Source organism: Pareuzebyella sediminis, assembly GCF_008367235.1.
GTDB classification, from domain to species: Bacteria; Bacteroidota; Bacteroidia; order Flavobacteriales; family Flavobacteriaceae; genus Pareuzebyella; species Pareuzebyella sediminis.
Map to the genome: position 1 here is coordinate 591,481 of NZ_VTZS01000002.1, position 20,999 is coordinate 612,479.

General features: G+C 42.4%; 19 protein-coding genes. 8 read left to right on the top strand and 11 right to left on the bottom strand.

The genetic code is table 11. The annotated features are described in order from the left end of the window. Nucleotides 1–61: 61 nt before the first annotated feature. Entirely contained in the window at nucleotides 62–625 is a 564-nt protein-coding gene (locus F2B13_RS09120) for a dienelactone hydrolase family protein (RefSeq protein WP_149304042.1), read from the top strand. Here the strand turns inward: F2B13_RS09120 and clpX are convergent. From clpX to F2B13_RS09155, 7 genes are all read right to left on the bottom strand, one after another. Beyond that, on the bottom strand, nucleotides 622–1,857 hold the full coding sequence (gene clpX / locus F2B13_RS09125; protein ID WP_149274778.1) for an ATP-dependent Clp protease ATP-binding subunit ClpX: 1,236 nt from the start codon (nucleotides 1,855–1,857) through the stop codon (nucleotides 622–624). The genes F2B13_RS09120 and clpX overlap by 4 nt on opposite strands. 88 nt (nucleotides 1,858–1,945) lie before the next feature. Beyond that, the gene (gene clpP, locus F2B13_RS09130; protein ID WP_149274779.1) at nucleotides 1,946–2,626 is read right to left on the bottom strand and encodes an ATP-dependent Clp endopeptidase proteolytic subunit ClpP; all 681 of its coding nucleotides are present in this window, start codon (nucleotides 2,624–2,626) and stop codon (nucleotides 1,946–1,948) included. A gap of 102 nt (nucleotides 2,627–2,728) precedes the next feature. Next, nucleotides 2,729–4,051, bottom strand: coding sequence for a trigger factor (gene tig / locus F2B13_RS09135; protein WP_149274780.1), 1,323 nt, complete (start codon nucleotides 4,049–4,051; stop codon nucleotides 2,729–2,731). A gap of 99 nt (nucleotides 4,052–4,150) precedes the next feature. Next, entirely contained in the window at nucleotides 4,151–4,498 is a 348-nt protein-coding gene (locus F2B13_RS09140; protein ID WP_149274781.1) for a phage holin family protein, read from the bottom strand. A 79-nt stretch (nucleotides 4,499–4,577) separates the two neighbouring features. Further along, the gene (locus tag F2B13_RS09145; protein WP_149304043.1) at nucleotides 4,578–6,191 is read right to left on the bottom strand and encodes an SGNH/GDSL hydrolase family protein; all 1,614 of its coding nucleotides are present in this window, start codon (nucleotides 6,189–6,191) and stop codon (nucleotides 4,578–4,580) included. Nucleotides 6,192–6,319: 128 nt separating this feature from the next. Beyond that, on the bottom strand, nucleotides 6,320–7,093 hold the full coding sequence (locus F2B13_RS09150) for an alpha/beta fold hydrolase (protein ID WP_149304044.1): 774 nt from the start codon (nucleotides 7,091–7,093) through the stop codon (nucleotides 6,320–6,322). After that, nucleotides 7,090–7,806, bottom strand: coding sequence for a pyridoxine 5'-phosphate synthase (locus F2B13_RS09155; RefSeq protein ID WP_149274784.1), 717 nt, complete (start codon nucleotides 7,804–7,806; stop codon nucleotides 7,090–7,092). The genes F2B13_RS09150 and F2B13_RS09155 overlap by 4 nt, the downstream gene beginning before the upstream one ends. Nucleotides 7,807–7,898: 92 nt before the next feature. Between F2B13_RS09155 and F2B13_RS09160 the strand changes: the two genes are divergently transcribed. The 7 genes from F2B13_RS09160 to F2B13_RS09190 all read left to right on the top strand — a co-directional run bounded on the left by F2B13_RS09160 (nucleotide 7,899) and on the right by F2B13_RS09190 (nucleotide 15,309). Continuing rightward, nucleotides 7,899–8,555 carry a CBS domain-containing protein gene (locus F2B13_RS09160; protein ID WP_149274785.1) on the top strand — a complete coding sequence of 219 codons (657 nt, stop codon included), beginning with the start codon at nucleotides 7,899–7,901 and terminating at the stop codon, nucleotides 8,553–8,555. A gap of 95 nt (nucleotides 8,556–8,650) precedes the next feature. Then, entirely contained in the window at nucleotides 8,651–9,532 is an 882-nt protein-coding gene (locus F2B13_RS09165; RefSeq protein ID WP_149304045.1) for an NAD kinase, read from the top strand. A gap of 103 nt (nucleotides 9,533–9,635) precedes the next feature. After that, entirely contained in the window at nucleotides 9,636–10,334 is a 699-nt protein-coding gene (gene porG, locus F2B13_RS09170; RefSeq protein WP_149304046.1) for a type IX secretion system protein PorG, read from the top strand. Nucleotides 10,335–10,385: 51 nt separating this feature from the next. Beyond that, a complete protein-coding gene (locus F2B13_RS09175; protein ID WP_149274788.1) occupies nucleotides 10,386–11,126 on the top strand; it encodes an isoprenyl transferase in 741 nt (246 codons plus the stop codon). Nucleotides 11,127–11,130: 4 nt separating this feature from the next. Next, nucleotides 11,131–13,755, top strand: coding sequence for a BamA/OMP85 family outer membrane protein (locus tag F2B13_RS09180; RefSeq protein WP_149274789.1), 2,625 nt, complete (start codon nucleotides 11,131–11,133; stop codon nucleotides 13,753–13,755). 91 nt (nucleotides 13,756–13,846) lie between these two features. Beyond that, a complete protein-coding gene (locus F2B13_RS09185) occupies nucleotides 13,847–14,683 on the top strand; it encodes an OmpH family outer membrane protein (protein WP_149274790.1) in 837 nt (278 codons plus the stop codon). Between the two features lie 116 nt (nucleotides 14,684–14,799). Continuing rightward, the gene (locus F2B13_RS09190) at nucleotides 14,800–15,309 is read left to right on the top strand and encodes an OmpH family outer membrane protein (protein WP_149274791.1); all 510 of its coding nucleotides are present in this window, start codon (nucleotides 14,800–14,802) and stop codon (nucleotides 15,307–15,309) included. Between the two features lie 54 nt (nucleotides 15,310–15,363). Here the strand turns inward: F2B13_RS09190 and F2B13_RS09195 are convergent, their stop codons facing one another. From F2B13_RS09195 to gcvP, 4 genes are all read right to left on the bottom strand, one after another. After that, on the bottom strand, nucleotides 15,364–16,218 hold the full coding sequence (locus F2B13_RS09195) for a glycosyltransferase (RefSeq protein ID WP_149304047.1): 855 nt from the start codon (nucleotides 16,216–16,218) through the stop codon (nucleotides 15,364–15,366). 62 nt (nucleotides 16,219–16,280) lie between these two features. Further along, nucleotides 16,281–16,808, bottom strand: a complete 528-nt coding sequence (locus F2B13_RS09200) for a class I SAM-dependent methyltransferase (protein ID WP_149304048.1) — start codon at nucleotides 16,806–16,808, stop codon at nucleotides 16,281–16,283. Nucleotides 16,809–16,896: 88 nt separating this feature from the next. Further along, nucleotides 16,897–17,952, bottom strand: a complete 1,056-nt coding sequence (locus tag F2B13_RS09205; RefSeq protein WP_149304049.1) for a 3-oxoacyl-ACP synthase III family protein — start codon at nucleotides 17,950–17,952, stop codon at nucleotides 16,897–16,899. Between the two features lie 168 nt (nucleotides 17,953–18,120). Next, a complete protein-coding gene (gcvP, locus tag F2B13_RS09210) occupies nucleotides 18,121–20,970 on the bottom strand; it encodes an aminomethyl-transferring glycine dehydrogenase (protein ID WP_149304050.1) in 2,850 nt (949 codons plus the stop codon). Between the last annotated feature and the right edge of the window lie 29 nt (nucleotides 20,971–20,999).

The following is a 20,999-nucleotide window of genomic DNA, read 5'->3' on the forward strand; positions in this document are numbered from 1 at the left end:
TCCCGTTTAATTTTCAAATTGGTTCGATAAACTTGACCTGACCCAATTAAATTGTAAAGTTATGGCGGAAAGACTCGTGATTTTATCCGATATGTGGGGATCCAAAAAAGGACTTTGGATAACCTCATACCTAGGGTATCTACAACAATATTTTGACATCACTTTTTATGATTGCCAAGAACTGGGTGATTTAGAGGTTGCCGTGAGTTCTGAAGAAAATATTCATCATGCCTTTGTAAACGGAGGTATTGACACCGCGGTAGCACACCTTCTGAAAAAGGAAAATGAACCGGCGCATTACCTCGGTTTTAGCGTTGGAGGAGCCATAGCCTGGAAAGCTAATAACATGGGGGTTCCCATGAAATCATTGTATGCCGTTTCGGCCACTAGGGTTAGGGTTGAAACTCAAAAGCCCAATTGCCCCATCAGGTTATTGTTCGGTGACCAAGATATCTACAGGCCGAAATCAACATGGTATGAAAAAATGGGCATTGAAAGGGAACTCATCAAAAATTTTGGGCATGAGATGTACACCGATGAAAAGATGATTAAAAAAGTTTGTCTTGATCTTTTGAATCTGGTTACCCAAAAAAACAGATATGGAAGCAAAGAAAAAGCAGTTTAAGAAACTGCTTTTAACTTTTTAATCGTCTCGTAAGACAGCTTATTTTCTGCGTAGGGTTTAGTTACTTTAAACTCGGTTTCCCCATTACTTGGCATTTCGAACATGGCATCCGTAAAGATGGCCTCGCATAACGAACGCAAGCCTCTTGCCCCTAACTTGTACTCAATGGCCTTGTCCACTATGTAATCTAACGCCTGTTCGGTGATGGTAAAACTGATATCATCCATTCCGAACAGTTTTTCATACTGTTTAATGATGGCATTTTTAGGTTCGGTCAAGATGGCACGAAGCGTTTTTTTATCCAAAGGATTCATATGGGTCAAAACCGGAAGCCTTCCTATTATTTCGGGAATGAGACCAAATTCTTTCAAGTCTTTTGGAATGATATATTGCAAAATATTCTTTTGGTCGAGCCCGTCATCTATTTTGGCAGCACTATAACCTATGGCTTGAAGATTCAATCTTTTAGTTATGGCTCGTTCAATACCATCGAAGGCTCCGCCTGCGATAAAGAGAATATTTTCGGTGTTGACCTCAATAAACTTTTGATCAGGATGCTTCCTGCCTCCTTTCGGGGGAACATTAACAACGGTTCCTTCCAATAATTTGAGCAGGCCTTGCTGAACTCCTTCCCCTGAGACGTCCCGGGTTATTGAAGGGTTATCGCTCTTTCGGGCTATTTTGTCAATTTCATCGATAAAGACGATACCGCGTTCTGCCTTTTCGACATTATAGTCTGCCGCTTGCAATAGACGCGTAAGTATACTTTCTACATCTTCACCGACATACCCTGCTTCGGTCAATACGGTCGCATCGACGATGGCCAAGGGAACGTTTAGCATCTTTGCAATGGTTTTGGCAATAAGGGTTTTCCCTGTACCTGTTTGCCCAACCATGATGATATTACTTTTCTGGATTTCGATGTCGTCTTCTTTCGATTTAGGCTGTAAAAGCCTTTTGTAATGATTATAGACGGCGACTGACATTACTTTTTTGGTCCGCTCTTGACCGATTACAAAAGTATCTAGGAAAGCCTTGATATCAAGGGGTTTTTTAAGGGTAAGCTCTGCCGAAAGGTCATTTGATTTGCTCTGTCTTGACTCTTCCGCGACTATACCATGGGCCTGTTCGATACATCGGTCACAAATATGCGCATCCAACCCCGCGATCAATAGATTGGTCTCAGGCTTTTTTCTTCCGCAAAATGAACATTCTAAATTTTCTTTTGGCATCTCATATCTTTTTCATTACTCCTAACGCAGATAGCCGTATTTTATTTATAGGCTATATAGAAACATATTTTTCTTTCATTGGTCGAGATTACTTTTTATCCCTTACCAATAGTTCATCAATCATGCCATACTTGAGAGCTTCCTCAGCTTTCATCCAGTAATCGCGGTCACTATCTTCATTTACCTTTTCTATGGTCTGGCCAGAATGGCTCGCGATGATTTCGTACAGTTCTTGTTTTAATTTCAATATTTCCCGAGCCGTAATTTCTATGTCGCTCGCTTGCCCTTGAGCACCTCCCATGGGCTGGTGGATCATTACCCTTGAATGGGTCAGACCGCTTCGTTTTCCTTTTTCACCCGCACAAAGCAAAACAGCTCCCATAGATGCCGCCATACCTGTACAAATGGTCGCTACGTCGGGTGCAATGAATTGCATAGTGTCGTAAATCCCTAGACCGGCATACACACTACCGCCAGGAGAATTGATATAGATTTGAATATCTTTAGAAGAATCGGTGCTCGCCAAAAATAACAGCTGTGCCTGAACAATATTAGCGACCTGTTCGGTAATTCCCGTACCTAAAAAGATGATACGGTCCATCATCAGTCTTGAAAAGACATCCATAGCGACTGCGTTCATTTGTCTTTCTTCAATGATGTTGGGTGTCAAATTGACGGGATACATACTGCTAACAATGGTGTCGTAATACGTACTGCTGATACCTTGGTCCTTTATCGCGTAATTTTTGAATTCTTTTCCGTAATCCATATGTATATTTTCGAAATTTAAATACCCGAAGGTAAAAGATAAAAAAAAGTGCCGAAAAAACTGTTTTTCGGCACTGTAAAGATACTTATAATTTTTTTTAAACTATCCGTAAACTTCTTTTACAAAATCTTCATAGTTCACCTCTTTCGTCTTCAAGTTCACCTTTTCCTTGTAGAGATTGAGTAACTTTTGGCTCATAAGTTGCTCAGACAAACGCTTGACCTCGTCCTGGTTCCCCAATACTCTTGCGGCAATGTTGTCTAACTCTTCTTCTTTCGGGTTTAATTGCCCATACTGAGCCATTTGCGACTTAATGAAACCTTTGGCAAATTCCTTTAATTCATCGAATTGGATTTCAATGCCGTTCTCTTTTATGATTTTGCCCTCGATCAATTGATAGCGTAAACCTTTTTCAGACTTTTCGTATTCTTCGCTAGCTTGCTCTTCTGACAAAGGCGTTTCCCCGGTCATTTGAATCCACTTAGTAAGAAAATCCGTGGGAAGTTCGAATTTTGTGGTATCGATGAAATATTCTGTAATATCGTTGAGCAGTTTTTGATCGGACTGTTGCTCAAACTGTTTTTCCGAGTCTTCCTTGATTCTCTCTTTCAGCTCTTTTTCGGAACTGACTTCGTCTTTTCCGAAGAGCTTATCGAAAAGTTCTTGATCTAAATTGGCTGGCTGGCGCTCATTGATTTCTTCGATGGTAAAATCGACTTCAATGTCAAGGTTTTCCGCTTTGTCTTGCGAGATTCCCAATACGCTAGAAAGAAGATAATCTTCTTTGAAAAGGCCTTTTGAGTTTAGGTGTACGGTATCGCCAACCTTTTTACCTTTCAAGTCTTTTAAGGCTTGCTTGCTTTCGATTTTGTCAAGCTCCAGAGTGGCTTTGTTATCAACTTCCTCCGTTTCATTCTTAAAGGTTCCAGTAACCTCTTCGTGACCTGAGATTTCATCTTTGCTTACCAGTTTGCCATACTGTTTTTGAATACGCTCTACCTGCTCATTGACCATTTTTTCATCGGCAACGATTTTGTAATGCGTAATCGGCTTTTTGGTTTGTAGCGGTACTTCGAAATCGGGGGCAAGCCCTAGCTCGAATTCGAAAGCTAGTTCTTCTTTGTCCCAATCGAAATTGTCTTGTTGTTTAGGCAAGGGATTGCCGAGCACATCGAGCTTCTCCTCGGTCAGGTATTTATTGAGGTTGTCTTGAAGCAATTTATTCACTTCATCTACCAATACGGCTTTTCCATATTGTTTTTTAATAAGGCCCATAGGTACATGCCCTTTTCTAAAACCGGGTATGTTGGCTTGCTTTCTATAGTCTTTTAAGATACTCTCTACCTTGTCTTGATAATCGTCTTTCGTGATGGCTACTTTGACGACTGCGTTCAAATCGTCGATCTGCTCTTTTGTAATGTTCATCTAAAAATCATTTTTATTTCCCTAAAACAGGGTTGCAAAAATACTACATTAAATATACCCTAGCAAGTTTTTAAACTGTTGAAATTCAAAGAACCGCTACTAACTTTTATCCTCTTTAAGAAGTGAAAATAGAATGGATTGGAGAAAGGAAAGTAATAGGCTGAAAAGTAGAGCCCACCATATTCCATCAACGGTAAAGCCACTTATTAAATGGTCTGCCAGCAAAATGATGATAGCATTGATAATCAATAAGAAAAGTCCGAAAGTGAGTATGGTCACGGGTAAAGTGAGAATAATCAATATGGGCTTGACTATGAAGTTTAACAGGCTTAAAACTAGCGCTACGATGATAGCGGTCAAATAGGTATCGACCGATACATGTGGAAGTATTTTCGATAGAACGACAACTGCTAGAGCGCTCAAAAGAATGCGTAGTAAGAATCTCATGGATCAGAATATAAATGGTTGAACGAAAAAAAGATGCTACACGATGTAACACCCTTTAAAAGTAAGCTTTTTTGAAATATCAATTGATGTAGAGCCCCGTATATTGCAGAGGGTCGACCTTTGGAAGTTCGGCATCATAGGTCTCTTCAATAGCTTTGATAAATTCGTTGGCTACGATAGCGTAACCCCTGGGCGATAGATGGATGCCATCTAGGGAAAATGCACCCCCTACAGCAAATTGAGCCGTTACCGTACTGCCGTTATTAAGTGTAATCCCGTCCGTTGAAACGGTGTTCAAGAGGTTCTTTATATCGACTAGGGCGAGCCCATATTGCTGGGCCAGACTATTTATGGAAGCATTGTAGTTATCGGTTGCCGCAGTAATCAGCATCTGTTCATCCGGGGTGAGCACCCATTGGTCTTCCATAGGGTAGGTAATGCCATTGACTGAAAGCTGCCCGGCATCTGCAGCGGGTAGACCCAACCCCTGTAGCGTTGCAAAAGCGGTTTCATTTATCTCGGCGATTTCGTTCCTTGCAGACAGTACAATAAGGTCGTTTTCATTGGCCTGTCGGGCCTGACCGTACAAGAAACCTACCACGCCCGCTGTACCGGCATCTACACCAAAAGCCATCAGGGTACTCGTTATCTGGGCTGACAGGTCTTCGAGCGATTCGTCTTTTATTACCAAGGCGCTTGCAGCGTCTGTTGCGAATTCTATGGACCTTTCAGGAACCCCCAAAAATGTAAAAACTTGATTCAACTGAGAAAAGGTTGCATTCAACGCGGGTATCTGAGGTGCAAAATCAGGGTTAGTAGGATCTAGAGGGGCATAGGGTACGGTCGTAAAATAGGGAACCTTGGTTACGTCGACCAAATTGGCAACAGCCCCAGTGGCTCCATTGGCCGTAAGCGTTTGTAATAATTGCTCATAGACCAAATGAAATAACCCCGGATCTGTGATATCGTTTGATCCGTAGGCGGCTGCATTAGGGTCGCCTGTGCGATCGACTCCATTGCCGCCCGATATAGCAAAGCTCAGTATGTCATTGCTTCCTATCCAAAGTGAAAAGAAGGTCGGGTTTTGTGCAACGGCATCTCCAATAATCGTAGCCGATGGGGAGGAGGCAAATCTTACATAGTAAGGGTTCGCGGCACCAATGGCCAAGGCGTCTAAGCTACCATATCCCTCAGCTGCCAAATGGTAAATTTTTGCTCCAGGAACCCCCATATTATTAAAAGGCCCTCCCAATAGGTTTGAAACTTCGGTCGTTCCCGTTACCTCCAGGCGCATGGGGCTGGGAACAGAATTCGGATCATTCGGGTCAACGTTCGCAAAGGAGAGAATATACCTGTTCTCAAAACCGGGAAGCAAATTTCCGCCAAGGGTTAAACTTCCTAAATTATCGGCCATAAGGGGTTGGTCGAACGACCCGCCACCAACTTCGGCAAAACTAGTGGCCAACATGTTGGGAAAGGAAGCCAGCTGCCCGTCCATAAAAAGGGCTCCATCCGAGTAACCGGCCGTTAAAGAATTGCCTACGGCTACATAGGTTGAAAAATCAGCAGAGCCACTGGTATAGTTCGTCGGTGTCGGTTCCGAAGGTCCCTGATCATTGGGCGCATTGTCGTCGTTGCTACAGGAAGCAAAAAAGATGCCTGAAAAGGCAAGTAAAATCAATAGCTTTTTCATCAATTTTCTCTGATATAAATAAAGGTTGAGGAGCTGTAAGTACAGCCAAATCAAAATTAACCAAAATTATGGCACCTACAATTAATTGCACCAAAAAATTATGCATGCATAATAAAAAGGGCTCCTTATTAGGAATTCAGAAAAGAGAGGGATTTTTCAAGGAATTGCTCTGGATTTTCAGCGTGCAACCAATGGCCTGCATTAGAGACGGTCTCTAGAATAGCGTGGGGAAAGTGTTTTTTAATCTCAGGAAGATCGCTCTCTACAATATATTCGGAACGGTCGCCCCTTAGAAATAGGGTAGGCCCGGTATAACGGTCCGTCGTATTGATATTTTCACCGATCTCGTTCATTTTTTCGCTCAAAACGTCCAAATTGAAACGTAGGCCGAGCTTTCCTTTTTCAACCCAATACAGGTTTTTTAACAAGAATTGCCTAACCCCCCAATCACTTATGCGCTCCTTAAGGATATCATCGGCCTCGCTCCTCGATTTGATGGTGTCGAAATCCAAAGTGTTCAGTCCATCGATGATCCATTGGTGATGTGGGGGGTAATATTTCGGTGCAATATCGGCTACAATTAATTTTTCTGTTTTTTCCGAAAAACTACAGGCGAACTGCATGGCCGTTTTACCACCCATGGAATGCCCCAATATAATGGCCTTTTCCAAGCTGTGATCGTTCATATAGCCTTCAAGGTCGTTCGACAGAACTCCATAATCGAAATCAGAAGACCAAAAGCTTTTGCCGTGGTTACGTTGATCGATGAGATGTACCTCGAAATTCGATTCCGCATAGGTACTGCCAAGGGTTTTCCAATTGTCAGACATTCCCAGAAATCCGTGTAAGATCAATAGAGGCCGTCCTTTTCCAATTATTTGCGAATGTAGTCGTTCGGTCATTTTAATTTGTTCTTATACATATTAATAACATTGTCCAGGCCAAGATAAAGTGATTCGCAGATTAGGGCATGCCCAATCGAGACTTCGAGTAAATGAGGCACATTTTGTTTAAAGAATGCAATATTGTCAAGGCTGAGGTCATGACCTGCATTTATGCCCAAGCCCAAAGAATGGGCTATCTCGGCCGTTTCTACAAAAGGTTTGACCGCCTCCTGTCGATTTCCACCACCATAGGTCTTTGCGTAGTACTCCGTGTACAGTTCGATACGATCGGTGCCTGTTTCTGCCGCGCCTTCTACCATACGGGCTTCCGGGTCGACAAAAATGGAGCACCGAATGCCCGCCTTTTTAAAAGTTTGGATGACCTCCTTTAAGAAGCCCTTATGCCGTATAGTATCCCAACCCGAATTGGAAGTGATCGCGTCCACTGCATCGGGGACCAAAGTAACCTGTGTAGGTTTAACTTGAAGAACAAGATCGATAAACTTTGGAACCGGGTTGCCCTCTATATTAAATTCGGTGGCAACTATTTTTTTTAGGTCTCGCGCATCTTGATAGCGAATATGCCTTTCGTCGGGTCTAGGATGGATTGTGATGCCTTGAGCACCGAAACTTTCGATATCGGAAGCCATTTTCAATAAATCGGGCACATTGCCCCCTCGGGCATTCCGTAATGTGGCTATCTTGTTAATGTTTACACTGAGCTTTGTCATTGGTCGATAGTATTTGACATTCGGGCAAAAATACAAATTAGGCATGCCTTTTGATATATTTAATTAGTATTTTGCAATAGAACTAAAGAGTTATGCAGATTTATTCCCTTATGGTTTCCGATATTCCCGTTTTTCAAATCACGGATTCGATGACCGATGTCGTAGATTTTTTTAAAGAAAACACCTATTCGCATATTGCAGTACAAGAGAATGAGAGCTTTTTAGGTGTGCTCAGTGAAAATGATCTCGACAGTTTTGATACCCATAAAATCATCGAAGACTATCGGTACGATCTGGATACCTTCTTTGTGAGGAAGGAAACCAGCTGGCTCGATGTGCTAGAGGCCTTTGCAAGAAACGAAGCGAATTTGGTGCCGGTGATCGATGAACAAGCGAGGGTTTTAGGGTACTACGACCTTACCGATATCGTTAGCGTTTTTATCGATACGCCCTTTTTTACGGAACCCGGAGGTATTATTGTTCTGGCAAAAGGAATAAAGGATTACTCCTTTAGTGAAATAGCCCAAATCGTAGAAAGCAACAATACTAAATTGATAGGAGGATTTATCACCGATTCTAAGAATGATGTCATTCAGATAACGATTAAAATTGCCTCTTCTAATCTCAATGAGATTTTGCAGACTTTCAGACGCTATAACTACACTATCCTTTTCGGAAATACGGATGACCAGTTTCTGGAGGATTTAAAAGAACGATCAGATTATCTTGATAAGTACTTGAATGTGTAATACATTGTTCAAAATACACCCCTAACAAATTTTACAATGCTTATTTTTGTTGTCTAGCATAAGGGAAACCATATAAACCTCAACAAGACAAGCAGATGAAAGTAGCCATATACAGTCAAACGTATCACGATGATACCTTGCATTATGTGGTGGAATTGCTTAGCGAGCTAGAAAAAGAACGGGCACAAGTCTCGATAGAAAGGGATTTCCATAGTTATTTGTCCAAGACACATCATGCGGAAAACTTCAAGACCTTCACGGCTACTGAAGGTTTAGATACTTCCTTTGATATGTTGGTTAGCTTCGGCGGTGATGGTACTATTTTGCGTGCTACTACTTTTGTTGGTGATTTAGGAATCCCTATCGTAGGTGTAAATACGGGCCGGTTGGGCTTTCTTTCGACCTTGAATAAAGAAGAGGTGCGTAAGGTGGTCCAAGAATTCGTCAAAGGAAATTATGATATTATAGAACGGAGCTTGATCGAAGTAACTGCCGATTCTAACATTCCTGAATTTTCTGAATTGAATTTTGCATTGAACGAAATTACGGTAAGTCGTAAGGATACCACCTCCATGATTACGGTCGAAACTTTCCTAAATGACGAATATCTTACTTCGTACTGGGCCGATGGGCTTATCATATCGACCCCAACTGGTTCTACTGGGTACTCGCTGAGCTGTGGAGGCCCTGTCATTGTGCCGACGGCGCGATCGCTGGTGCTTACCCCCATTGCCCCGCATAACCTTAATGCGCGTCCTTTGGTCATTTCCGACGATACTAAAATTCGAATTCGGGTTTCCGGAAGAGAAGATTACCATTTGATTTCTTTGGATTCTAGAATTGCCTCTGTTAAAAATGGGCAGGAAATTTATATAAGGAAGGCTGGCTTTTCCATCAAAATGCTAGAATACAGTTCGGAAAGCTTTTTGAAAACACTTCGCAACAAATTGTTATGGGGAGAAGATCGACGCAATTGATCATTTGACAGACAATAAATAATCGTAAATGCTGTTTATCAAGTGAGAACAAGGAATATGTCGGTTGCGCATTATCGTTATATTTTCAAACTTTTAATCTCTTATGAGGTGTTACATTGTCGTAGTTATATTATGTGCCATTGGTAAAATTAGTGCCCAGACCTATGAAGTCGGCCTTTTTGCTGGTGGTGCGAATAACATTGGTGACGTCGGGCGTACCAATTATATATTACCTTCTAACCTTGCCTTTGGAGGGTTGTTCAAATGGAACAAGGCCAAGCGTTATGCATGGCGGGCAAGTGTGATTTATGGTAAGTTTACTGCAGACGATTCCAAATCAAATATTCCATCTCGTCAACAAAGGGGCTATGTTGCAAAGAATTCCATTTTAGAGGCTTCTGCTGGTCTTGAATTTAATTTTGTCGAATACAACTTGCACAAGTTGGGACCGGCTTTTACCCCCTACTTATACACGGGATTAACTTATTTTCGGTACGGGTATAATTATTTTGATGCCGGTCAAATGATCGACGTTGCCCAAAAAGATGGTACTTTTGCGGTGCCGATGACAGTTGGGGCAAAGATGCGCTTAAGTCAATTTTTTATCTTGGGTGCAGAGATAGGGGCACGATATACCTTTACCGACAATCTCGATGCAAGTAATCCTGAAAAATTGAATGTAAGCCAACAGTTGGGCGACCTTCAGTTCGGGAATATTTTTAGCAACGACTGGTATGTTTTCTCCGGATTAACCTTAACTTACACCTTCGGCAGAAAACCTTGTATGGACTGTTTCGAATAATACTATCTTAGCGATCTGCATTTTTCGAAAAATGTTTTTGATCGATTTCCTATGGATTTCTTTGAAGATATAGACAAACAAAACCTTCCCGCCCATATTGCTATTATTATGGATGGTAATGGCCGTTGGGCAAAAGAGCGCGGCAAGCATAGGGTTTTTGGGCACGAGAACGGCGTGCATGCAGTACGCAGTACGGTAGAGAACTGCGTCAAAATTGGGGTGGACTATCTTACCCTGTACACCTTTTCTACCGAAAATTGGAAAAGGCCAAAGCTCGAGGTTGATACCCTTATGAAACTTCTGGTATCCTCTTTAAAAAAGGAACTCGAGACCTTTATCAAGAACAATGTGAAGCTTAATGCTATCGGTGATATCGAATCGCTGCCGAAAAAGGCCAATCATGAACTTAAAGAGGTTATCGAAAAGACCAGGGGCCATACTGGAATGACACTTACTCTTGCCCTAAGTTATGGTTCGCGCGAAGAAATCAAGAATGCCGTAAAACAGATAAGTGCCAAAGTTAAAAATAATATAATTTCAATTGAAAGTATTGATGAAACCATTATAAATACCCATCTTTACACGCACAATTTGCCAGACGTAGATTTGCTTATCCGTACCAGTGGGGAACATCGGATCAGCAATTTTTTGCTTTGGCAGATAGCGTATGCGGAATTATATTTCGTTGATGTATTTTGGCCCGATTTCACAGAGCAATATTTGGCCCAAGCCATTAAAAGTTACCAGAACAGAGAACGAAGATTTGGAAAAACCAGCGAACAACTCAACTAGCGATATGAAAAGGTTCATATCCTTTGAACCTCTAATTACACTCCTACTGCTTTTCACCACCTTATGTACCACCGCACAGGAACTTTCCTTCGATGATGGTAAAAAATATGTGTTGGGCGGGCTCGAGGTCACAGGTCTTGAAACCTACAACGAGCAGACCGTAAAGACGTATACGGGTTTAAGGGTGGGGCAGCCGATTACCATACCAGGTGATGAACTGAGCGAAATTATAAAGAAATTATGGGGTCTCGAGCTTTTTAGGGATATCCAATTTAATTTGGTCGACATTCAAGATGACCAAGTTTTCCTTGAACTTCATATAGTGGAAAGGCCAACCTTGTCCGATGTAAAGGTAAATGGGATTAAATCCCGTAAGGTCGATGATATTCTTGAAGATACCGACCTTAAAAAAGGGAAGAAAATTACGGAGAGCCTTATTGCCAATACCAAGAATTACCTCGAGAACAAATATAAAAAGCAGGGCTATTTGAATGCGAAGGTGGCTATTGCCGTAGCCGAAGATACCTCAGGTACCAATGCAGAACGGATGATGATCAATATCGACAAAGGGGACAAGGTCAAAATCAAGGATATGGTTTTTGTTGGTAACGAACAGTTGTCGGATAGAAAACTCCGCAATGCCTTCAAAAAGACAAAAGAGAAGAGATTTTGGAGATTTTGGAAGAAATCGAAATATATCGAAGAAGACTACGAAAACGACTTGGAGCTTTTGATAGATAAATATGCCGAGAACGGGTATCGAGATGCTCGAATTATATCTGATTCCATTATCCCTGTGGATGAGAATAACATCAAATTGAAATTTGATATAGAGGAAGGGGATAAGTATTATTTCGGGGATATCGATTTTGTAGGAAACAGCGTATATACCGATAGGCAGCTTGCCGCTCAACTGGGAATAAAGAAGGGCGATACCTATAATGGGGTGTTGTTAAGGGAACGCATTGCAGATGATTCCAAACCTGAACCCAATGATGTGACCAGTTTGTATCAAAATTTTGGGTACCTATTTTCGACGATCAATCCCGTAGAAGTTTCGGCCGAAAACGATACCATAAATTTCGAGATTCGAATTATTGAGGGTAAGGAAACGTTCTTGGATCATATCGAGGTGGCAGGTAACGATCGCACCAATGACCATGTTATTTTTAGGGAACTACGTACCCGACCGGGTCAAAAATATAACAAGAGCGATATCATTAGAACGATACGTGAATTACAACAATTGGGGTATTTTGATGCAGAGCAAATTAGCCCCGACATCCTCAATCCAGATCCCAATCAGGGTACTGTAGATATCAAATATAATTTGGTGGAATCGGGCTCGAGCCAGATCGAATTGCAGGGCGGCTATGGGGGAGGTGGTTTTATAGGAACCTTGGGTCTTTCCTTCAATAATTTTTCGATTAAAGACATATTTAAGGGTGAGGCGTACAAGCCGGTACCTATGGGAGATGGACAGACCTTTGCCATGAGGGTTCAGGCGAGTAGGACGTTTAGGGTATATAGTTTGAATTTTTCCGAACCTTGGTTAGGAGGTAAAAAACCAGTACGATTTAGTCTCAACTTATCGAGAACACAACAATTCGGCGTTGATTATGCGAATTCGAGGCGAGGGCGTATCGAAGTGGATAAAAATAGAGGGTTTGCCATTACTGGAATTTCGGCAGGACTTGCAAAAAGGGTACAGTGGCCCGACGATTTCTTTACCATTTCTCATTCTTTAAGTTATCAATTGTACGAGTTCAATAATTACGATATTGGGCTGTTCAATTTTGGAAATGGAAAGTCAAATTCATTTGCATACACCCTGGGGATATCAAGGAATGCCACCGGAGGTGGTCGAATTTTTCCAAGAACCGGTTCCAATTTTGAAATTACGGCAAAGGTTACACCTCCTTATTCACTCTTCAGCAGCAAGGATTTTGAATCGCTGCGCGATCGAAGTGAAGAATTGGCCCGCTTGGAGCTCGAAAGAGCACAAAATGGAGGGTCGCTCACTGCTGCGGAAAACGCTGAGTTAGAACGAATCGATCAAGAACGTTTCCGTTGGTTGGAGTACTATAAAATAAAATTTAAAGGCGATTGGTACACGACCTTGGTCGGCGATTTAGTGCTTCGTACGAATGCTGAATTTGGTTTTTTGGGTAATTATAACAACGATGTGGGCGACGTGCCCTTCGAACGCTTTTTTGTAGGGGGCGATGGACTTGGTAACTTTACGTTGGATGGTCGTGATGTCGTACAGTTGAGAGGGTATGAAAATCAATCCCTAACCCCGGTAAGTGCTTTGACGGGGCAACAAGAGGGTGGTCTTGTTTACAACAAATATTCTATAGAACTTCGGTATCCGTTGACGTTGAAGCCTTCTGCTTCTATTTATGGCCTAGCTTTTCTTGAAGGCGGTAATGCCTTCAACAATTTTCAGGACTTTAATCCGTTTGAAATAAAAAGATCGGCCGGAGTGGGGCTGCGCATCTTTATGCCGGCATTCGGGTTATTAGGTATTGATTTCGGATACGGATTTGACGAAGATCTAAGACCATCGTCTGTTGGAAGGGGACCTAGCGGATGGCAAACACACTTCATTATCGGCCAGCAATTTTAAATTTAGAAATCGTGGCATAAGCTAAATGGTTCATTTTAAAAGTTTTACTAATTTTGGCACGATATTTTCTAAGGTATAAAATGAAAATATAATGAAGGCAAAAACAAAAGTTCTTTTACTGACTGTTGCTGTATTTTTGACGGCATACACCTTTGCTCAGCGTGGTGTGCGAATAGCCTATGTAGATATGGAGTATATCTTGGAAAATGTCGAAGAATATCGGGAGGCCAATGAGCAATTGGCCAACAAGGTTCAAAGATGGAAGGTTGAAATCGAGCAAAAACAAAGTGAGGTCGAACAGATGAAAAAAGATTTGAGGGCCGAGCGGGTACTGCTTACAGACGAACTTATAGCCGAAAGGGAGGAAGATATCCAAGTGCTGGAGAAAGAGATGGTAGAGTATCAGCAAGACCGCTTTGGGCCAGATGGCGATCTCGTGTTACAAAAGCGCCAATTGATACAGCCCATACAAGATCAGGTATTCAATGAAGTGCAGAAAATCGGGGCGAATAAAAAGTATGATTTTATTTTTGATAAATCTGCGGATGTTGTAATGTTGTACTCCGAAAATCGGCATGATATCAGTGATTTAGTACTTCGCGGTATATCAAGAACGAGAAGGATAAGTAAGCCCAAGGAAAAAGCGGAGAGCCGAAGTAGATTGGAAGATTTCGAAGGAGAATCGGCCGAAGATGAGATTAGTGAGGCCCTAAAGGAGCGTCAAGAAAGGGCAGAGCAAGCCCAGGAAGCCCGTGAAAAGACTGCGGAAGAGCGAAGGGCCGAACAGTTGAAATTAAGGGAAGAACGAAAAAAGGCCTATGAGGAGAGAAGACAGAAATTGTTAGAAGAACGTGAGGCAAAAAGAAAAGCGAAATTGGCCGAACGGGAAGAGAATAAGAATGTGGAGGATGAAGACGAAGTAAATTAAAAAGCATGGGATTTACCGGAATCGCAAAAGGTGTGCCCGTCGGATGACGAATATAAATGAACAAAAATTAGAAGTACCAAAATTAACACTCAAATATTTAAACTAGAATTATCATCATGAAACACGTAAAAAAAATAGCAGTTGCCGTACTATTGTTCGTAGCCGCTACTAGTTTTGTCAATGCTCAAAGCAAAGTCGCCCATATCGATGTGACACTTTTGTTGAGTGCCATGCCGGAGATGAAAGCAGCAGAGGCCGAACTCAAAAAACTTTCTGAAACTTACAATGCCGATATCGAAAGTTCTATGACCGAACTTAGAAATAAATATACGCAATACGAAAATGAGGCGGCTTCTAAATCAAAGGAAGAAAATGAGAAAAGAGCTTTAGAATTGCAAGGTGTACGAAATAATATTGGTGAGGCACAGCAAGCGGCTCAAAGAGAGTTGCAGAAAAAGCAACAAGAACTTTTTGCCCCAATCTCTGACAAGGCGAAAGCGGCCATTGAAAAAGTAGCTGCCGAACAGGGCTTTGACTATGTTATCGATGCGCAACCTGGTGGGGGGCTTATCGTTGCTCAGGGAAAAGACCTTTTGGTCGATGTAAAAAAAGAATTGGGCATCTAAGCACTACATTATATTATCACAAAATAGAAGAACGTCCGCTTTTGCGGACGTTCTTTATTGGAATAGTTTTCTCTTTATATCGTTCCATCGGAGCTTTCTGATAAATGTGCCCTCTTCTTTGGTTACGATATAGGGAGTTTGCTCTTTTTGAGCTTCTAAATATCCGTACATATTATCGACAAAGGCCCTTACCTTTCGTTGTTTCACCGCCATTTTAAGAGATGCCAGTACCGATATCCAAAGCCCGTATCTCATTGTATACATCGCTTTGCCTTGCAATAACTTTGCCTTTTGATGATACGCTTTTCCTGTAGGTCGAAGATGTTTGACCCTAAGCACATCGTCGGTAAAAATCTCATAGCCATGATATTGCGCCAAGAGTTCGTCGACTGTATCCCAGCCCATGGCACTCTTAAGGCCTCCTATGGCCTTGAAACACCCTTTAGAGTATGCTTTGAACGCACCGCGCACATGGTTTTTGTTCATGGGGTGATTGAGTTTCCATTCCCCGTCAGTGTCTTTTTCATAAATAAAGCCACCGGCAATGCCAACATTGGGATGTCCTTTAAATATATAGGCTATTTTTTCGAAGTAGTTGTCGGGTAAAACGAGGTCGGCATCTAATTTGACCAGAAAATCATAATCGTCGTCCAATAGATATACACCCTTGTTGAACGCATTGATAACTTTTTTACCGGGCATATGCTCGGCAGACGTCACAATACTCAATTTGTGGATAATAGGACTCAATGATATGTATTCATCGATAATGGCCGCTGTACCATCGGTGGAGTTATCATTAACGACGATAACTTTTTCGGGCTGCAGGCGTTGGCGCAGTACCGAATTAAGGGTGTCTGCCAAAAAGGCCTCTTCGTTATGTGCGGGGATGATTATATAATACTTCATAGTTAAAGGCATTCAAACCTTAAATGCACATGCTTTAAAAATAATCATTTCGATTAGAAGGCCTACTTCAAATTTTTCTCTGCATATACGATATAATATCGAGGGGTAAAGCTTCGTAACAGGGGACGTATCCCTAGTTTTTTTACGGGATTGGTCCATTTAGCACTTTCTACAATCTTCCATCCCGATTTTTCCAATAGCCAGTCGAACTGCCAATCTTCGAATTCATGATAGTGGCGGTCCCAAAGATCGGTTTTGCTCCTATAGGCCGATGCGAACCAAAGATTTAAAGGAATACTGGCAACTAATTTTTTTGCCCGTATCTCTCGTAATACATTAAATGGGGCGAGTAAGTGCTCAAAAATTTCGAAAGCCGTAACTACTTCGGCCTTTGAATTAAGGACTGAAGAGAAATCTACATCTAAATCTTCCCCATTGGTATTTTCTACAGAATAACCATGGGCCGTCATAATCTTTGAAAACGGGTTCTCTACTCCAAGGTCTAAAATGGGTTCCTTCTTCGAAACATGTTTTTGAAGAAAAGAAAGGGTCTGTTCAAAACGTTTACTCGGATAGGTCTTCTCGTACATTCTTTGGTGGCTGTTGTTACAGTTTTCACATTTTAGGTTTCAAGTTACAAGTATAAACCCAAAACCTAACATATCGTCAAAAAGGTTTCTAAACCTTATACACCATGGCGTTGAGGTTCATACCAGCACCAACACTGGCAAAGATAACAACATCTGCCTTTTGTACTCGTTGATTTTCTAAATTTCCATGGCGCACCATATCAAACAGAGTGGGAATGGTAGCCACAGAACTATTGCCCAATTTAGCGATATTCATCGGCATAATATCTTTAGGAGGTAATAGGTCGTACAATTTGTAAAATCGATTGATGATAGCCTCGTCCATTTTTTGATTTGCCTGGTGAATGAATATTTTTTTGACCTCAGTAATCGAAACACCACTCTCATCCAAACATGACTTCATCGCTTTGGGCACATGGGTGACGGCAAATTCATAGATTTTACGGCCATACATTTTAATATATTTGGTAGGGTGCTCACAAGCCCTGTAAGATGTGCCAAAAAAAAGCAAATAGGCTTCCTCATAGGTATGGGTAGCACTGGTATGGGCCAAGATTTCCCCTCTATTTTCCTTGACCTCGATTATTGCTGCCCCTGCACCGTCGGAGTAGATCATAGAGTCCCTGTCAAATGGGTCTACCACCCGCGATAACGTTTCTGCCCCTATGACCAAACATTTTTTTGCCAATCCGCTTTTAATAAAAGCATGGGCCTGAATAACACCTTGAATCCATCCCGGGCAACCAAAAAGGATATCATAGGCCACACATTTTTGATTCTTAATTTGGAGGTGATGCTTAACGCGCGAGGCGAGACTTGGTATGGTATCACCTTGTGATTGGCCATAAGGGACATCCCCAAAATTATGTGCAAAAATGATATAATCGAGTTCTTCCTTATCGATATTGGCATCATCTATGGCCTTTTCAGCGGCAAGAAACGCGATATCGGAAGTGTTTAAGTTGTGCTCTACATAGCGCCTTTCTTCTATACCTGTTATGGCCTTAAATTTTTCGATGATTATTTGGTTGTCATCCGAAAAGGGAATTCCGTCGGTATTTAGAAATTCATGTTTTTCAAAATCGTGATTGGTGATAATTGAGGAAGGTATGTAGCTTCCGGTACCGGTAATTCCGATTGGCATAATGTAAAAGTTAGCGTGGCATCTCCAAGGTACTAAATAGTAAAGCAGCTGCTATGCACGCATAATATGTTTTACGGTGTTCAATAGTCCGTGTTACTTTCTTCTAAAGCGGAAAAAAGTCTTCATCGCTATGGGCGATGTCTTGAAACCCTACGTATAGCGAGTTTGTTATACTTCTGCGTAAGCCTCCATCGGAGCACAGGTACACATTAAATTACGGTCTCCATAGGCATCATCGACCCTTCTGACCGATGGCCAGAATTTATTATCGGTAATGTAGGGCAACGGGAAGGCTGCTTTTTGTCTACTATACGGAAAATCCCAACTATCATGGGTGACCATTTCTAAGGTATGGGGTGAATTCCGCAATACATTGTTCGGCTCTTCAGCCGTAGCGGCGTCTATTTCTTTACGTATGGAGAGCATTGCATCACAGAACCGATCTAATTCCGATAAACTCTCGCTTTCCGTAGGTTCGATCATGACCGTACCTGCCACTGGAAAAGAAACCGTTGGCGCGTGAAAGCCGTAGTCCATCAAACGCTTTGCAATATCGGTTACTTCAATACCGTTTTTCTTGAAAGGCCTACAATCGATAATCATTTCATGGGCGGCACGACCTTTTTCACCCGTGTAAAGCACCTCGTATTTTCCGCTTAGGCGATTCTTGATGTAATTGGCATTTAATATCGCCATTTCGGTGGCACGCCTAAGGCCGTTTTCCCCCAGCATTTTTATGTAGCCATAAGATATTAGGCAGGCCATAGCGCTGCCCCAAGGAGCTCCAGAAATGGCCGTGATCGCTTTGTTGCCTCCAGTCTTTATCAGAGGATTTCCCGGTAAAAATGGAACCAATTGTTCCGCAACGCAAATGGGTCCAACCCCCGGCCCTCCTCCTCCATGGGGTATGGCGAAGGTCTTATGAAGGTTAAGATGACAAACATCGGCTCCGATTATGGCAGGATTGGTCAATCCTACTTGGGCATTCATGTTGGCCCCGTCCATATATACCTGCCCTCCGTGGTCATGTATCAACTGGGTAATATGGCGTATTGAAGACTCAAAAACGCCGTGTGTGGACGGATAGGTTACCATCAAGGCGGCTAGGTTATCGGAATGTTTGCTTACTTTTTCCTCAAGATCGATTACATCGATGTTGCCTTTTTCATCCGTTTTGGTCACGACCACTTGCATACCGGCCATTACGGCCGAGGCCGGGTTCGTGCCATGGGCAGAGGCAGGAATGATACATATATTTCGATGGCTTTCGTTTCGAGATTCATGGTAGGCTCTAATTACCATAAGCCCGGCATATTCGCCTTGGGCGCCAGAATTCGGTTGTAAAGAGGTGGCGGCAAAACCGGTTATAGTTGATAGGTCTTTTGCCAGTTCTTCAAGTACGATTTGATATCCTTCGGCCTGATCTTCAGGTACGAAAGGGTGAACGTTTCCCCAGCGCGCCATACTTAACGGTAACATTTCGGTGGCGGCATTGAGCTTCATAGTACACGAGCCCAAAGAAATCATCGAATGGTTCAGTGACAGGTCTTTGCGCTCCAATTTCTTTATGTAGCGCATTAGTTCGGTTTCGGAATGATAGGTGTTGAAAACCTTGTTTAGTAAAAAGGGTGAATGACGCTGCAAATGTTGTGGTATGGCCGTTGCGTCGAGCAGGCCTTTCAGCTGTTGTGTTTCCTTATGGAGAGCCTCCGAAAAGACGTCAAGAATCTGTTGGGCATCTTTTATTGAGGTGGCCTCATTTACGGCAATTGAAATTGTATGTTCGTCGACATATAGAAAATTGACATGATGTTTTTCTGCAACGGGCTTTACCTTTTGTGAGTCGGCTTTGATGGTAAGGGTATCGAAATATGAACTATTGGTTTGATAAACGCCCATCTTTTCCAATGCATCGACCAGGGTCATAGCAGTGCTATGCACTTTTTTGGCAATATACGTTAAGCCTTTTGGCCCATGGTAGACCGCATACATACCCGCCATTACGGCAAGTAAGACCTGTGCGGTACAGATGTTTGAAGTCGCCTTGTCCCGTTTGATGTGCTGTTCCCTTGTTTGTAGCGCCATACGAAGAGCAGGTTTGCCATCGGTGTCTTTGGTGACTCCTATGATACGCCCTGGAATACTTCTCTTATAGGCCTCCCTGGTGGCGAAAAATGCAGCATGTGGCCCTCCATAGCCAAGGGGAATACCAAAACGTTGGGTGGTACCCACGACCACATCGACCCCCAATTCCCCTGGAGGGGTCAAAAGAACCAAACTCAATACATCGGCTGCCACGGCTACCTTGATGTCGTTTTCCTTCGCTTCCGTGATGAAATTGGAATAGTCGTGAACCTGGCCATATTTACCTGGATACTGAAGAAGTGCCCCAAAGAATTCATTGCCAAAGGAAAAGGTAGTGTGGTTTCCGATGACGATTTCTATACCTAAGGGAAAAGAACGTGTCTTCAAAAGCGAAATTGTCTGCGGTAACACTTCTTCGGAAACGAAAAATTTGACCACATCGCTTTTCTTTTGGTCCCGGCTTCTAAGGTCGAATAACATGGTCATGGCTTCAGCTGCCGCCGTACTCTCATCTAAAAGTGAAGCATTGGCAAGTTCCATGCCAGTGAGGTCGGTTATCACTGTTTGAAAATTGAGCAATGCTTCTAACCGTCCTTGGGCAATTTCGGCCTGATAGGGAGTATACGCTGTGTACCACCCTGGGTTTTCGAGAATATTTCTCTTGATTACTGAGGGGGTTAGGCTCTCGTGATACCCGAGGCCCATATAGGTTCTGAAAACTTTATTTTTCTCAGAGAGTTCTTGCATATGAGCCAAAAACTTGTGTTCGCTCATGGGTTCATCGAGGCTCAGGGGTTGCTCAAGACGGATGTCATCTGGAATCGTCTCGGATATCAATTGTTCCACATTTTCTGTGCCTACCGTCTTCAGCATGTGCTCCAGGTCTTCTTGTTTAATGCCGATATGGCGCGATGCAAATAAATCTGTCCTCATAATAGTAACATGAAAGTTGTGCAAAATTA